Genomic DNA, 14,632 nt, shown 5'->3' with positions numbered 1-14,632 from the left:
CGACCTTGCCCTGACCCGCGCCGACCTTGCCCCGATCCGCGCCGACCTTGCCCCTGATCCGCGCCGATCTTGCACTTTTTGTTGTCCATAGGTCAGTAATCGCACCTTATGTCGCCACAGAAAGTGCAAGATCGGCGCGGGCTGGGGGCGGGGCGGGGCGGGGTTGGGGGCGGGGGTTCAGGGTTAGCGCAGGCGGGTGGCGCCGGGGGAGGGGAGGACCGGGGTGGCGGTGGGGGCCGTGTAGTTGTGGTCGGCGTAGGCGGTCCGGACCGCGTCGGCCACCGCTTCGACTCCGTCGGTCTCGACCAGGGCCAGGACGCAGCCGCCGAAACCGCCGCCGGTCATGCGCGCGCCCAGCGCGCCGGCCGACAGCGCGGCCTCGACCGCCGTGTCGATCTCCGGGACGGTGATCTCGAAGTCGTCGCGCATGGAGACGTGCGAGGCGGTGAGCAGCGGGCCGATGTCCCGGACCCGGCCGGCGCGCAGCAGCGCGACGGTGTCGAGCACGCGCTGGTCCTCGGTGACCACGTGCCGCACCCGGCGACGGGTCTCGGCGTCGTCGAGGCGGGCCAGGGCGGCATCGAGTTCGTCGACGGTCACGTCGCGCAGCGCGGGGACGCCGAGTGCCTTGGCAGCGGCCTCGCAGGACCGGCGGCGGGCGGCGTACTCACCGTCGGCGTGCCGGTGCGGCGCGTGGCTGTCGATGACCAGCACGGCCAGCCCGGCGGCGTCCAGGTCGAAGGGGATGTGCTCGACAGACTCGTCGCGGCAGTCGAGGAAGAGCGCGTGTCCGGCGCGGCAGCGGATCACCGCGGACTGGTCCATGATGCCGGTCGGTGCGCCCACGTAGACGTTCTCGGCCCGCTGCGCCAGCCGGGGCTGCCCTTCGGCGGGCAACTCCAGCCCACCGAGGTCGAGCAGGGCGGCGAGCACCGCCGACTCGAGCGCGGCCGACGAGGAGAGCCCGGCGCCCAGCGGCACGTCGGAGGCGATGGCCAGCCGGGCGCCGGGCACCGCGTGGCCGGCGTCGCGCAACGCCCAGACCACCCCGGCCACGTACGCGCCCCAGCCGGTCACCCGGCCGGGCTCGGCCACGTCGTCGGCGGCGAAGGTGATCGTCTCGCCGGAGAGCTCGGACCAGACCGTCCAGCGTTCGTCGTCGCGCCGGTCGGCGGCGACCACGGTACGCATGGGAAGCGCGAACGGCAGCACGAACCCGTCGTTGTAGTCGGTGTGCTCACCGATCAGGTTGACCCGACCGGGTGCGGCCCAGAGGCCGGTGGGCTGCGCGTCGTACTGGTCGGTGAAGCCGGCGGCGGCCCGCTCGACCACGTCGCCGGTGGGGGCGGTCATGACTGCTCCAGGACGTGTGCGCGGTAGAAGGCCCAGGCGTCGCCGACCATGTCGTGCAGGGTGGGCTTGCGCGGTACCCAACCCAGCTCGTCCCGGGCCAGCGCGGAGGAGGCGACCAGCTCGGCCGGGTCACCCTCGCGGCGCGGCGCCACCTCGACCGGGAGCTGCCGACCGGTGACCTCGCGGACCACGTCGACCACCTGGCGGTTGGTGAAGCCGTTTCCGTTGCCGAGGTTGTAGATGCGGTGCTGACCGGCGGTGGCGGCATCCAGCGCGAGCAGGTGCGCGCGGGCCAGGTCGGCGACGTGGATGTAGTCGCGCACGCAGGTGCCGTCCACGGTGGGGTAGTCGTCGCCGAAGAGTTGGAGCTTCTCGCGCCGGCCGGCGGCGACCTCGAGCGCGATCGGGATGAGGTGGGTCTCCGGGTCGTGTCGCTCGCCGAGCGCGACGTCGCCGGCGAGGTACGCCCCGGCCACGTTGAAGTAGCGCAGGGACACCGCGGCCAGCCCGTGCGCGACGGCCTCGGAGGTCAGCGCCATGTCGACCGCGAGTTTGGTGGCGCCGTACGTGTTGGTGGGCGCCTTGACCGCCGTCTCGGGAATCGGCAGCTCGGTCGGGTTGCCGTAGACGGCGGCGGTGGAGGAGAAGACCATCCGGGGCACCCGGGCGGCGCGGACCGCGTTGATCAGAGCGAGCGTGCCGACGGTGTTGTTCTCCCAGTACAGCTCGGGTTTCACCATCGACTCGCCGGCGGCGATGAGGGCGGCGAAGTGCAGCACCCCGTCGAAACCGGCGTCGGGGGTGATGACCCGGGCGGCGTCGTGGATCGACGCCTCGACGTGCGTCGCGTCCGGAGCGAGCGCCTCGCGGTGACCGGTGCGCAGGTCGTCCAGGACGACGACCTGGTGGCCGGCGTCGAGCAGCATCCGGGTCACCACGCTGCCGATGAAGCCGGCACCCCCGGTGACGAGCAGTTTCACGTCGTTGCCTCCTGCCTGGCCCGCCGGGACGTGGCCCTCGTGATCACCCTACGGCGGCGCTCGGGAGCGGTGTGGATCGCGCCGCCGGCTATTCCATCATAATCTCTCACGTTTAAACAGACCCGCACATCTCCGGTGCGGTGGGCACCCGGTGTCTACCATCTCTGTCATGCGGGAAGCGGCCCGTTCCGGGCTCCGGCGGCGCGTGCGGAAGAGGTCCCGCCGTGACCCCGGGCCGCTCGCGCGGGCGGTCGCCCGGATCCTGGTGCGTACCGCCGACGGGGCCACCCGGCTCGTCACCGATCTGCTCGGTACCGGTCCGGCGGCCGGCCGGGAGCGCATCTCCGAGGCTGAACTGCGGGACCTCGTGGCGGTCAACACGGTGCTCGACCCGGACGAGCGGCGGATCATCGACGAAGTGCTGGTGGCCGGCGCGAGCCTGGTCCGCGAGGTGATGATGCCCCGCACCGAGGTGGTGTTCCTGCCGGCCCGGCTGACCATCGCCGAGGCCGCCCGGCTGGTCCGGGTCGAGACGCACTCCCGTTACCCGGTCACCGACGGCACCCACGACGACGTGGTGGGGTTCGTGCACCTGCGGGACGTGCTGCTCCGCCCGGACGCCGACCCCTGCCGCACGGTGGGCGAGCTGACCCGTGAGGTCAAGCAGGTGCCGGGGAGCAAGCGGGTCCTGGCCGCGCTGACCGAGATGCGCCGGGAGGGCCACCACCTGGCGGTGGTGGTGGACGAGTACGGCGGAACCGCCGGCATCGTCACCCTGGAGGATCTGATCGAGGAACTCGTCGGGGAGATCCACGACGGGTACGACCCGACGCCCGACCCGACCCACGCCGGCCTGCCGGCCGTGGTCGACGGCCGGCTCAACCTCGCCGACTTCGCCGAGCGGACCGGGGTGGCGTTGCCCGCCGGCCCGTACGAGACCGTCGGCGGGTACGTGATGGCCGTGCTGGGTCGCCTGCCGCTGACCGGCGACGAGGTGCCGGTGCCCGCCGAGCCGTCCGACGGCGGGGGAGAAGATCCGGCGGCCCCGGCGGACGGGTGGCTGCTGCGGGTGCTGGCCCTGGACGGACGCCGGGTGGCCCGGCTCGCGGTGACCGCGGCCCGGGTGCCGGAGCAGCGGCGCGATCCCGCGGTGGGCCACCCGCGCGAGGCGGACCGGGGCGCGGCGGGGCAGCAGCGCGGCAGCGCGGTCGGGCCGGGTCGGCGGGTGGGGACGAGCGGGCCACGCGAGGTCAGCGCCCCGACAGCGGCCGGCCGGGGCCGACGCGCCGGCCCGTCATGACGGCCCCGCATGCTTGCTGACAGAATTATCGTCATGCCCGACGTTCCCGAGCGACCCCGCGTCTTCTCCGGCATCCAGCCGACGGCCGACTCGTTCCACCTCGGCAACTACCTGGGAGCCGTGCGGCACTGGGTGGCCCTGCAGGACACCCACGACGCCTTCTACTGCGTGGTGGACCTGCACGCGATCACCGCCGGCCACGACCCGGCGGTGCTGCGCCAGCGGACCAGGGTGGCGGCCGCCCAGCTCTTCGCGGTCGGTATCGACCCGGAGCGCAGCACCCTGTTCGTGCAGTCGCAGGTGCCCGAGCACCCGCAGTTGGCCTGGGTGCTCGGCTGCATCACCGGGTTCGGCGAGGCCAGCCGGATGACCCAGTTCAAGGACAAGTCGCAGAAGCAGGGCAACGAGCGGGCCAGCGTCGGGCTGTTCACCTACCCGGTCCTGCAGGCCGCCGACATCCTGCTCTACCAGGCCAACGCCGTGCCGGTCGGCGAGGACCAGCGCCAGCACCTGGAGCTCTCCCGCGACCTGGCCCAGCGGTTCAACTCGCTGTTCGGCGCGACGTTCACGGTGCCCGCGCCGCACATCGTCAAGGACACCGCGAAGATCACCGACCTGCAGGACCCGACGGCGAAGATGTCCAAGTCGTCGTCCTCGCCGGCCGGCATCATCGACCTGCTGGAGGACCCGGCCCGCTCGGCGAAGAAGATCCGCTCCGCGGTGACCGACACCGGTCGGGAGATCGTCTTCGACGCCGAGACCAAGCCCGGCGTGTCCAACCTGTTGACCATCTACTCGGCGCTCAGCGGGCGGAGCATCGACGACCTGGTGTCCGCGTTCGCCGGTCGCGGCTACGGCGACCTCAAGAAGGAGTTGGCCGAGGTGGTGGCGGAGTTCGTCCGTCCGATCCAGGAGCGCACGCGCACGTACCTCGACGACCCGGCCCAACTGGACAAGCTCCTCGCCGCGGGCGCGGAGAAGGCCCGGTCGGTGGCCGGCGCGACCCTGCGGTCCGCGTACGAGCGGGTGGGTTTCTTCCCGCCGGTGCGCGGCGAATAGCGCCGCGGGGAGGGGTGGGCGAGTCGGTGGCCGAGGTGGCGGCACGGGGCGTGGATCGCAGTGGCGGGGCGCCGTCGTCGGGCGACACGGTGCAGATCGGCATCGCGGTGGACATCCCGGAGCCGTGGGGTGCGCAGCTCACCCGGCGGCGCGTCGAGGCGGGTGACCCGCTCGCGGTGCCCGCGCACGTGACGCTGCTCGGTCCGACCGAGATCCCGACCGAGGTGTTGCCGGGCGTCGAGCGGCACCTGGCCGCCGTGGCCGCCGCGCACCTGCCGTTCACGCTGCATCTGCGCGGGACCGGTACGTTCCGGCCGGTGACGCAGGTGGTGTTCGTCGCGGTGGCCGCCGGCATCAGTGAGTGCGAGTTGCTGGCCGCAGCCATCGCGGCCGCGCCGGGCCTGCACCGCCAGACCCGCTTTCCGTACCATCCGCACGTCACCGTGGCGCAGGACGTCGCTCCGGAGGCGTTGGACAAGGTGTACGAGGACCTGGCCGACTTCTCCGCGATGTTCGAGGTCGACGGGTTCACCCTGTTCTCGCACAGTGGGCAGGCCCGGTGGCAGCCCCGCCGGGACTTCCGCCTCGGCGACTGACGTTCCGGCGACGCGCCGGGTGGCGAGCGCTCTTGTGCCGGTTGCCGGGACGGCGCCGGGAGATCGGCGAGGATGATCGCGTGAACGTGATCGGCCGGATCGAGGCGGGCATCGACCGCTGGGTGGGTGCCGCGCGCTCCCGGTCGGGCCTGTTCGACCACGTGTGGCGGGCCGGAACGCTCTACGCCGACGTGCTGGCGGGGCGGCTGGCCGCGGCGATCGCCTACTACGGGTTCTTCGCCGTCTTCGCGCTCGCCCTGGTCGCGTACTCCGTCTTCGGCGCGATTTTGGAGGACAACGACGAGGTCAGCGAGGCGGCAGCCGGGTTCCTGAAGGAGAACCTGCCGTTCCTGGACGCGCAGCAGATCGCCAACTCCAGCGGCACGGTCGGCGTGGTCGGCCTGGTCATCCTGGTGTTCACCGGGATCGGTTGGGTGGAGGCGATCCGCTCCTCACAGCGGCTCATGTACGCGCTCAACCAGCAGCCCGGCAACCTCGTGGTCCGGCGGCTGGTCGACCTCGGGGTGATGATCGGCGTCTTCGTGCTGCTCGGCCTCAGTGTGGCGGCGGTGGACGCGTTGGAATCACTGCTGCGCTTCCTGTTACGCAGCACCGGCTCGGTCGGCCTGACCACCGTCAGCGCCGTGCTCAGTGTGCTGGTCAACGCCGTGCTCGCCACCGCGCTGCTGCTCGCGGTGCCCCGGCTGCGGATGAGTCGGTCCCGACTGCGTCCGGTGGTGCTGCTGGTGGCGGTCGGCATCACGCTGCTCAACACGGTGGGGAGGTACTACGTGGTGCGCACCGAGCGGAATCCGGCGTACACCGTGGTGGCCGGAGCGGTCGGTCTGCTGCTCTACCTCTACCTGCTGAACCAACTGGTGCTGTTCGGCGCGGCGCTGCTGGCGACCAGCCGGCGCGGACGCGTGGTGGACCTGGCGGAGGGCGCCCCCGTGGTGGATATCGACGAAGACACCGATCCCGGCGCTCCGGGCGGTGCGGGGTGAGGGCCGACATGTCCGACGTGTTGATCACCGTCGACCAGGACTCGCCGGTGCCGCCGTACGAGCAGGTGCGCGTGCAGCTCGCCGAGCTGATCGGCGACGGCCGGCTGCCGGTGGGCAGTCGCCTGCCGACCGTCCGGCAGCTCGCGGCCGACCTGCGACTGGCCGCGAACACGGTGGCGCGGGCGTACCGGGAACTGGAGTCGGCCGGACTGTTGCAGACCCGGGGACGCAACGGCACGTTCGTCGCCCCTGGGCGGGACGACGCCGTCGACCGGTTGCACCGGGTCGCCGTCGAGTACGCCGCCGAGGCGCGGCGGCTCGGCGTGTCCCCGGATCGCGCCGTCGCGCTCGTCCGTGCCGCCCTGGACGCGAACCGACACGACTGAGCCGAAAGGGGGAAGCGCCCCCCGCCACCGCATCGCGGGTGACAGGGGGCGCTCCACGCAGGCCAACGCCCGGATTGCCGCTAGTAGTCTTCGTTGCAGTCGTGTCCGCCGCGGTTGCCGATCGGGACGAACGCCATGGCGTCCCAGGCGATGTCGCTGTCACTCGCCGACGAGCTGCCGATGTTGTTCAGCAGCACCTGCGATCCGCGGCCCAGGTTGTAAGCGCCCAGGTAGACCCACTTGTCGTGGCCGTTGATGCCGGGGAAGCCGGTGCTCTGGTCCAGCACACAGGTGTACTCGCTCCCGTCGTTACCGCCGCGGATGACGTACTCCGCGTCGTCGTACTCGCCGCCGTGGCTCGGCAGGTGCGCCACGACATCGAAGTTCATCCGCTCCCCCGGGTTCAGGTCCAGGTTGGGGGTCCAGGCGCCAACCAGGTGGTGCTTGGGGTTGGGGTTTCCGTTCACCGTCGGGTACACGTGGCTGAACCACATGTGCCCCTGGTAGCCGGCACCCACCTGGTGCAGATCGATGTCGGCGTAGAGCGCGTCGGTGCTCCCGGTGGGATAGCCGGCACGCAAAGTGAACTTGCCGTCGTTCGGATCGCTGGAGCAGCCCAGTGCGTACTGCGAGGAGTCGATCGTGGTGTAGACGATGCTGGACTTGCGGGTCGCGTCCTTGTCCGGATCGGAGTTGCCGGTGAAGACCGAGCAGTCCCGGTCATAGACGCGCTGCACCCCCGGTTCGGCCGAGGACGAGCCGTAGGTCAGCTTCTCCTTGGCGCACTGACCGCCCGGGCAGTTGGCGAAGGTCGCGCTACCGTGCCACCAGCACGCTTCGCTGTCGGCCGGGCACGGGTTCGCCGTGTTCGGAGTGCAACTGTTGATGCTCGGTGAGCAGAACGTGTAGACGCCGGGTAGGGACAGCACCTTGGTGAAGCGACTCGGGTAGTTCGGGGAGTTGGAACTGTACGTCGGCTGGGAGTACGCCTCGGTCGCGATCGGCCAGCCCTTCAGCTGAGGCGTCTCCACCCAGCCCATGATCCGCTCGGGATACGACCAGTGGTTCGGCGTCTCCGCGTCGGCATAGGTGTCCCGGAGGAAGTTCGGCCGGGCCGGATCGTAGGACGGGTTGGCCGGGTTGTTGAGCCAGCCGATGCCCCATCGACCGTTGTAGCCCCCGGCTTCGCTGCTCGGGTGGTAGCCGCTGTTGTAGGCCCAGACGGCCAGGAACCAGTTCTCGATCCAGGTCGGGTCGTTGTTGTTGAGGGTGCTCCGACCGAGTGGCTCGTTGTAGATCTGGTTCCACTTCTCGATCAGGATGTTGAGCCCGGCGGAGATGTTGGCCGCGTAGTCGATCGCGATCGCGACCTGCTGATTGCGGCTGTAGACCCCGTCGCCGACGCTCATTCCCGTGGTCACCTGGCCGACGCCGTAGCCGCAGTCGGACTTCGAGTAGTCAATGACGTCGACGCTGGCCCCGACGTTGCCGTAGTAGTCGGCGATCAGCGGGTTGCCGAGGTCACCGGGGACGGCGTGCCAGGACGCCTGGGACAGGTTCGTCTCCTGCGCCAGGATCCCCAGCATGAGCTGCGCCGGCACCTCGCCACCGCCGGCCACCGAACGCCTCGGGAAGAGCCCCTGCGGGCTGTACGCGGGCAGCCCCGACTTCAGGTAGTTGGCCGGCCGGGACGTGGTGAGAGTGCCGTGCACCGCCCGGTCCACCGCCCACTCGACCATGTTGGCGCTCGGCTGCTGCGCCTGCACCTTCGGGTCGTTGCGGCGTACCGCGCACTTCGGGTCGGAGATCTTCGGGTCGACCGCCGTCACTCCGAAGGTCGGCGCGGGCGTCGCGCTGGTCGGTACCGCGTCCAGCCGGGGCGCCGTGCGTGCGGTGTCGAACGTGACGGTGGACCGGCGACCGCTGGCGGTCGCCTGCACCGACACCCGAACCTGACCTGCGTCGGCCCGGTCGGCGGGCGACAGCGGCTCGCGGACCGCCTTCTCGCCCTGCGCGGTGACGACCTCCTCGGCCAGCAGGTGGCCTTGCGCGGAGACGGCGCGGACCGGTTTGGCGGACTGGACCGACGACAACTCCGGCCAGCTTCCGCCGACGGCCGGTGCGGTGCCGACGAGCGCGTTCCGGCCTCCGGCCTGGCCCACCAGTTGCAGGTGACCCTTCTGGCCGACGACGACGGTCTGGAGCCGACCGGCGTGGTACCGCTGTGCCACGGCCTGCTCACCCTTGATGGCGACCAGGTCGATGCCGTTGTGCGCGGTGCCGCGCAACGTCGACACCGGTCCGGCCGGCTTGGCGACCTCGGTGAGCCCACCGCCGGGGCCGACCTTCACGAGCCGTCCCCGAGCGATCCCGTAGTCGCCGTCCGCAGTGGCGGTCGGGGTCGTGAGCTGGGCCGCGATCCGCCGGGTCTGGATGACCCGGTGGGCCGCCGCGTCGACGGTGAGCAGTTCGGTGCCCTGCATGTCCTCACCGACGGCCCGGGTGAGCAACGCCCGGTCGTCCGGGCCGCAGGCCGGGTTGAAGTACGCCAGTTGCAGGCCCGTGGCCACCCTGGTCGCCTTGCCGGTGGCGATGTCGACGACTGCGGCGATTCCTCCGCCGCGGACCAGAGCGGGCTTGTTGGCCGCCATCTTCGGAGCGAACACGGCCACCGCGTACCGGCCGGAGCCGGTCACGCAGGTCTCGCCCATCCACGGGCCCATGTCGAGCGACGAGGCGGACAGGGTGGCGAGCGTCGACCAGGCGAAGGCGTCCCGTTCCCGCGCCACGTACAGGTGGAAGCCGTTGCTGTCACCCGCTCCGGTGACCAGGACGTCGGAGGAGTCGGACCAGTCCTTGCCCAGTGCCGCGTCGGGCTCCCGCACCGCTGACGGGTCTGTCGCGGAGGCTTCTGCCGGTCGAGGTTTCGACGCCGCCGTCGCGGGCACCGCCTCGACGGTGCCGGTGAGCGTGATGAGCGCGGCTATCGCCACGCATGCTTTCAGGCTTGCTATTTTCAATTTTACCCCGTTCATCGAGGCGCTACTCGGCGCCCGGAAATTGTCCTGCGAGATGCGTTCTCAGCGCCACAGGGTGCAGGTGGCATTGCCGTCGGGATTGCCGGTGGGCGAAGAGGCGCAAAGCTGCACCGAATATTCCCAGCTGACCATTGTGGTGACATAGTTTCCGGTGCCGTCCACCGTCCGCGTGTAAGCGTTCTGATTCAGACCGCCGTACGTGGGCTGCCAGTTGAGGCGCAGCGTGGAGATGTCCCCGAAATAGGTCGCGGTGTAGTCGCCCCAGATTGCCCCGCAGGCAGGCGAGTAGTAGAGGTCGCCGTGCGCTACCGTCTGGTCCGGGTCGTTGCCGTCCACCCGGCTGAAACTGGAGATGGCGTACGCGTCGCTCGTGCAGCCGTTAGCGGATGCGGCTTTGCCGTTGCATCCGGTCCGGGTGCAACCCGGAGCCGCGGATGCCGCCGTCGGCGTCAAGACGCCGACGAGGCTCGCGCAGGCCAACAAGGCCATTGCCGCTGTTCGAAATCTCTTCAATTGGTCCTCCCCGTGTTCGTTGCGATGTGTCACCGCATCGACACGCTTGCAGTAAAATCGATTAAGTACAATATTGACATCCGCCACGCCTCTGGCTAGCCTCCGAGACGGTCTGCGACGGTCGCGACGTCGCTGCCGCTTGAGCGGTGACACGGGGAGCGCAATGTGAACGAGACCGGACGGGAAGCCGAATCGGTTGGAGAAAGCCACAGGACGACATCGCGAAGATGGCTCCTGCTGGCGGTGTCCGCCATGGTGCTGGTGCTGGCCGGGCTCGCGGCTGTGTCGGTGTTGCGCGACAGGGACGCGCCCCCGCAGCGGTCAGCCACTCAGCAGGGGACGAGAGGCGAGCCGGGGGGAAACCCGTCCGTCTCGCCTACGCGCACTGGGCCGTTGCCGGTGTTCCCCGGCATGACACCGAGCAAGGTCATGGACGCCTGGGCCGGGCGGTGGCCCGTCCCGGTGACGGTGGACGGTTCGCTGCACATCATCCGGGTGACCCTGCCGGGCAAGCAGGGCCGGTTGTCGGCTGCGGTCGGACAGCCCTCGAAGGACCGCGAGAACGAGGTGGCCCAGGTCCTCTGCATGGTCAAACTGCCCGGTGCGGTGCAGCGGCAGTTGCTGCAGACGCTTGTCGACGGGTGCATCGGTCCGGTCCTCGGGGCCAAGGAACGCAAGGCGGTGTTCGACTGGCTGATCGGCATCGACTTCTCCGCTCCGACGTACGAGTTCCGGCGGACCTCCGGGTACGAGCTACTCGCCAACCACAGCTCCGACGAGAGCTTCGCGCTCAACCTCTTCGCGCGTTGACCCCGGCGGCACGTCGGTCGACGGCTGCCCGGTCCTCATCGGGTGCCGGACGGGCGGTAACTGAACAGAACGGCACCGGCGCTCACGTTCGCGGACCATGATGGGCCGGTGGGCGCACTCATGACACTGGACCTGCCGGCCGACTCGCCGATGCTCGGCCTGCCGTGGATCATCACCTTCGGGCCGCTCGGTGACCTCGACGAGTGGGAGCCGGTGGTCTGCGGGCCGTACGAACGGCCGCACGCGTTGGCGTTGGCCGAGGCGGTGGTGGCCGACGAGCAGTTGATGGCCGTGGTGGAACCGCTGCTGCCGGCGCTGTCGGCCGACGAGATCCGCAATGAGATCGCCGCCGCTCAGGTGGCCGCGGAGGACGAGGCTCGTCAGGTCGAGGGGGCCGACCTGTACGGCGACTTCGAGGACGTGATCGACGAGGAGTTGGACGCCGCGGCCGACGAGGCGGGTCACGGCGAGCCCGCCGAGCCGCCGGACGAGGCCGAGGTACGCGCCGGTTTCACCCGGATCGCGGCGCTGCTCACCGCGAAGTGACGCGGCGGGTCGGCGCCTCGGGGCGGCGACGAAACGCACCACGGACGTCACACGAACACCGGCGCCGCGCGGAGTCCGCTCCGCGTGGCGCCGGTGCACCTCACCCCCCACCACAAGGGGTCGGCAGCCCAGTCGCCCGTTGGCGCGGGGCACGACGGACGACCAGGTCGAGATTGGCTTACCCGCTCAGCGCCGTTCCAACCAGGCGGCCGCGTCGACGGGCAACAGGTGGTCGGTAAGCGGGGCGCTGGCGACGACGGGCGTGCCGTACCCGTCGAGCGCCACGGGCGCCGCGCCGAGGTTGACGACGCAGGTCAGCACGGTGTCGCCCGCGCTGCGGGAGAAGGCCAACACGCCCGGCTCGGTCTGCAACCAGGTGACCTCGCCGGCGTCGGCGGCCAGCGCCGGATGCTCGCGGCGGATGCGCAGGGCCGCCCGGTACAGCTCCAGCGTCGAGCCCGGGGTGCCGGCCTGCGTGCTGACCGACAGGGCCCGCCAGGTCGCCGGCGCGGGGAGCCAGCTCCGCTCGCTGCCGGCCGGCCCGAAGCCGTACGGCGCCAGCTCGCCACTCCACGGGATCGGCACCCGGCAGCCGTCGCGGCTCTCCCCGGTACGCAGGAACGCCGGGTCCTGACGGAGTTCGTCGGGGAGGTCGAGCACCTCGGGCAGGCCCAACTCCTCCCCCTGGTAGAGGTAGGCGGAGCCGGGGAGCGCGAGCATCAACAGGCTGGCGGCGCGGGCCCGACGCAGCCCGTCGGGGCCGTCACCGTAGCGGGTCACGTGCCGCTGCTTGTCGTGGTTGGACAGCACCCAGGTGGTGGGCGCGCCGACCACCGTCGCCTCGGCGAGCGCGGTATCGATCACCTTACGGAACGAGTCGGCCGACCAGGTGGCGTCGAGGAAGTCGAAGCTGAACGCCTGGTGCAGCTCGTCCGGGCCGATGTAGCGGGCCAGCCGCTGCGGCGTCTCGGCCCACGCTTCGGCGACCGCCATCCGGCCGCCCGGGTAGCTGTCCAGGATGGGCCGCCACGCGCGGTAGATCTCGTGGACCTCGTCCTGGTCAAAGTAGGGCAGGCGGCCCTTGCCGAGCAGTTCGACCTGGCGTTGCCCGGTCGTCGCCGTGCTGAAGCCGACGTCCGGCAGCCCTTCGGCCTTGATCATGCCGTGCGCCACGTCGACGCGGAAGCCGTCCACGCCCCGGTCCAGCCAGAAGCGCAGGACGTCCTCGAACTCGGCGCGTACCTGCGGGTGGCGCCAGTTCAGGTCCGGCTGGGCCGGGTCGAACAGGTGCAGGTACCACTGGCCGTCGGCGACCCGGGTCCAGGCGGGACCGCCGAAGATGCTCTCCCAGTCGTTGGGGGGCTGTTCGCCGTGCGCGCCCCGCCCGTCGGCGAAGAGGTAGCGGGCCCGCTCGGGCGAGCCGGGACCGGCGGCGAGGGCGTCGACGAACCAGCGGTGCGCGCTGGACGTGTGGTTGGGCACCAGGTCGACGATGATCCGCAGGCCGAGGGCGTGCGCGTCGGTGATCATCGCGTCGAAGTCGGCGAGGGTGCCGAACATCGGGTCGACGTCCCGGTAGTCGGCGACGTCGTACCCGCCGTCGACCATGGGCGAGGTGTAGAAGGGTGTCAGCCAGAGCGCGTCCACCCCGAGGTCGCGCAGGTACGGCAGGCGATCCCGGATGCCCGCCAGGTCGCCGACGCCGTCCCCGTTGCTGTCGGCGAAGCTGCGCACGTAGACCTGGTAGACGACCGCGGAGCGCCACCAGTCGTCGTCGGTGCGGGGCAGGGTGGTGGTGCTGACGGTCATTGGTGATTCTTCCCCGTCTGTCGCAGGCTCGGGCGCGGTTGTGTGAGCAATATGCCGCCCGCCCTTGCAAGAGTCAAGCAGTTCTTGCGTAAGGAAACCGCACGGCGGCCGGGGCCACCGCCGTGGAGCCGCGCACGACCAGCTCGGGGCGGAACAGGTACTCGGAGTGCGGGGCGCCGTGCCCGTTGATCTCGTCCACCAGAGCCCGGACCGCGGCCACCGCCATCGCGGTGACCGGTTGCCGCACGGTGGTCAGCGGCGGGTTGGTGAACGCCATCAGCGGCGAGTCGTCGTAGCCGACCACCGAGAGGTCGCCCGGCACGGACAGGCCGCGCTGGCGGGCGGCCCGTACCGCGCCGAGCGCCATCAGGTCGGAGCCGCAGACCAGCCCGGTGACACCACGGTCGAGCAGCCGGCCGGCCGCCGCCTCGCCACCCTCCACACCGAACAGTGTCAGCTCGGCCAGGGGGCCGAGATCGGTCTCGGCGACGCCGGCCAGCCGGGTCATCGCCGCCCGCCAGCCGGCCACCTTGCGCTGCACCGGGACGAACCGGTCCGGACCGGTGATCAGGCCGATCCGCCGGTGTCCCAGGGCGACGAGGTGGGCCACCGCCAGCTCGGCGGCCTCCCGGTCGTCGCAGGAGACGAAGGGCGCGGCGACGTCGGGGACGTACCCGTTGATCATCACGACCGGCAACGGCCGGGCGATCAGCGCCCGGTAGCGGTCGTGGTTGGCGGCCGTGTCGGCGTGCAGGCCGGAGACGAAGACGATCCCGGAGACCTGCCGGTCCAGCAGCATCTCCACGTATTCGTCCTCGGTCACGCCGCCGGCGGTCTGGGTGCAGAGCACCGGGGTGAACCCGCTCTGCGCCAGTGTCGACTCGATGACCTGCGCGAACGCCGGGAAGATCGGGTTGTCCAACTCCGGCACCACCAGGCCGACCAGGCCGGCGCTGCGCTTGCGCAGTCGTGCCGGTCGCTCGTAGCCGAGCACGTCGAGTGCGGTGAGAACGGCCTGCCGGGTCTCCGGTGCCACGCCGGGGCGGTCGTTGAGCACCCGCGACACCGTGGCCTCGCTGACTTCGGCCTGTTGGGCGATGTCGGACAGTCGAGCGCGCATGTGCGGCACTGTAGCCCACCGGCAAGTTCTTGCGGGGCTCTCTGCAAGCCCTTCCATTATCTGCAACGTCTTGCTAACGTCCCCGCAACATACGGGAGCAGCGGCGCAGAATCGCTGC

The 14,632-nt window shown here is 71.0% G+C and carries 12 protein-coding genes and 1 pseudogene; 7 read left to right on the top strand and 6 right to left on the bottom strand.

What is annotated here, in order from left to right:
- Positions 1–183: 183 nt before the first annotated feature.
- Together galK and galE are read right to left on the bottom strand one after the other, a co-directional pair.
- A complete protein-coding gene (gene galK / locus AC3EN4_RS00465; protein WP_435203992.1) occupies positions 184–1,353 on the bottom strand; it encodes a galactokinase in 1,170 nt (389 codons plus the stop codon).
- A complete protein-coding gene (galE, locus tag AC3EN4_RS00460) occupies positions 1,350–2,333 on the bottom strand; it encodes a UDP-glucose 4-epimerase GalE (RefSeq protein ID WP_435203991.1) in 984 nt (327 codons plus the stop codon). Before galE ends, galK begins: the two co-directional genes overlap by 4 nt.
- A 169-nt stretch (positions 2,334–2,502) precedes the next feature.
- Between galE and AC3EN4_RS00455 the strand changes: the two are divergent.
- From AC3EN4_RS00455 to AC3EN4_RS00435, 5 genes and pseudogenes are all read left to right on the top strand, one after another.
- Positions 2,503–3,504 (top strand): annotated as a pseudogene (locus AC3EN4_RS00455) (hemolysin family protein); the annotation flags it as partial.
- Positions 3,505–3,666: 162 nt separating this feature from the next.
- The gene (gene trpS / locus AC3EN4_RS00450; RefSeq protein ID WP_435203990.1) at positions 3,667–4,692 is read left to right on the top strand and encodes a tryptophan--tRNA ligase; all 1,026 of its coding nucleotides are present in this window, start codon (positions 3,667–3,669) and stop codon (positions 4,690–4,692) included.
- 14 nt (positions 4,693–4,706) lie between these two features.
- Complete coding sequence (locus AC3EN4_RS00445; protein WP_422738230.1) at positions 4,707–5,288, top strand: 2'-5' RNA ligase family protein; 582 nt, start codon at positions 4,707–4,709, stop codon at positions 5,286–5,288.
- An 80-nt stretch (positions 5,289–5,368) separates the two neighbouring features.
- Positions 5,369–6,292: a YhjD/YihY/BrkB family envelope integrity protein gene (locus AC3EN4_RS00440; protein ID WP_422738231.1), complete on the top strand. Its 924-nt coding sequence runs from the start codon at positions 5,369–5,371 to the stop codon at positions 6,290–6,292.
- 8 nt (positions 6,293–6,300) lie between these two features.
- Positions 6,301–6,678 (top strand): GntR family transcriptional regulator, encoded by a 378-nt coding sequence (locus AC3EN4_RS00435; protein ID WP_435203989.1) that lies wholly within the window; start codon positions 6,301–6,303, stop codon positions 6,676–6,678.
- A gap of 80 nt (positions 6,679–6,758) precedes the next feature.
- Here AC3EN4_RS00435 and AC3EN4_RS00430 read toward each other — a convergent pair whose 3' ends face one another.
- Positions 6,759–9,671, bottom strand: a complete 2,913-nt coding sequence (locus AC3EN4_RS00430; protein WP_435203988.1) for a hypothetical protein — start codon at positions 9,669–9,671, stop codon at positions 6,759–6,761.
- 87 nt (positions 9,672–9,758) lie between these two features.
- Positions 9,759–10,316, bottom strand: coding sequence for a hypothetical protein (locus AC3EN4_RS00425; protein ID WP_435203987.1), 558 nt, complete (start codon positions 10,314–10,316; stop codon positions 9,759–9,761).
- A gap of 324 nt (positions 10,317–10,640) precedes the next feature.
- On the opposite strand from AC3EN4_RS00425, the gene AC3EN4_RS00420 reads away from it, so the two are divergent.
- Positions 10,641–11,039: a hypothetical protein gene (locus AC3EN4_RS00420; protein WP_435203986.1), complete on the top strand. Its 399-nt coding sequence runs from the start codon at positions 10,641–10,643 to the stop codon at positions 11,037–11,039.
- Positions 11,040–11,147: 108 nt separating this feature from the next.
- Positions 11,148–11,585: a hypothetical protein gene (locus AC3EN4_RS00415; protein ID WP_422738234.1), complete on the top strand. Its 438-nt coding sequence runs from the start codon at positions 11,148–11,150 to the stop codon at positions 11,583–11,585.
- A gap of 186 nt (positions 11,586–11,771) precedes the next feature.
- On the opposite strand, the gene AC3EN4_RS00410 is transcribed toward AC3EN4_RS00415, so the two are convergent.
- Together AC3EN4_RS00410 and AC3EN4_RS00405 are read right to left on the bottom strand one after the other, a co-directional pair.
- A complete protein-coding gene (locus AC3EN4_RS00410) occupies positions 11,772–13,394 on the bottom strand; it encodes a glycoside hydrolase family 13 protein (protein ID WP_435203985.1) in 1,623 nt (540 codons plus the stop codon).
- A 73-nt stretch (positions 13,395–13,467) separates the two neighbouring features.
- Complete coding sequence (locus AC3EN4_RS00405) at positions 13,468–14,514, bottom strand: LacI family DNA-binding transcriptional regulator (RefSeq protein WP_435203984.1); 1,047 nt, start codon at positions 14,512–14,514, stop codon at positions 13,468–13,470.
- Between the last annotated feature and the right edge of the window lie 118 nt (positions 14,515–14,632).

It is taken from the genome of Micromonospora sp. bgisy143 (assembly GCF_057708145.1).
This window is presented reverse-complemented; position numbering and strand designations above follow the sequence as displayed.

Excerpts from the sequence above, each read along its gene's own strand:
- galK (WP_435203992.1), bottom strand. The coding sequence starts at position 1,353 with ATGACCGCCCCCACCGGCGACGTGGTCGAGCGGGCCGCCGCCGGCTTC.
- trpS (WP_435203990.1), top strand. The coding sequence starts at position 3,667 with ATGCCCGACGTTCCCGAGCGACCCCGCGTCTTCTCCGGCATCCAGCCG.
- AC3EN4_RS00435 (WP_435203989.1), top strand. The coding sequence starts at position 6,301 with ATGTCCGACGTGTTGATCACCGTCGACCAGGACTCGCCGGTGCCGCCG.
- AC3EN4_RS00420 (WP_435203986.1), top strand. The coding sequence starts at position 10,641 with ATGACACCGAGCAAGGTCATGGACGCCTGGGCCGGGCGGTGGCCCGTC.
- AC3EN4_RS00410 (WP_435203985.1), bottom strand. The coding sequence starts at position 13,394 with ATGACCGTCAGCACCACCACCCTGCCCCGCACCGACGACGACTGGTGG.
- AC3EN4_RS00405 (WP_435203984.1), bottom strand. The coding sequence starts at position 14,514 with ATGCGCGCTCGACTGTCCGACATCGCCCAACAGGCCGAAGTCAGCGAG.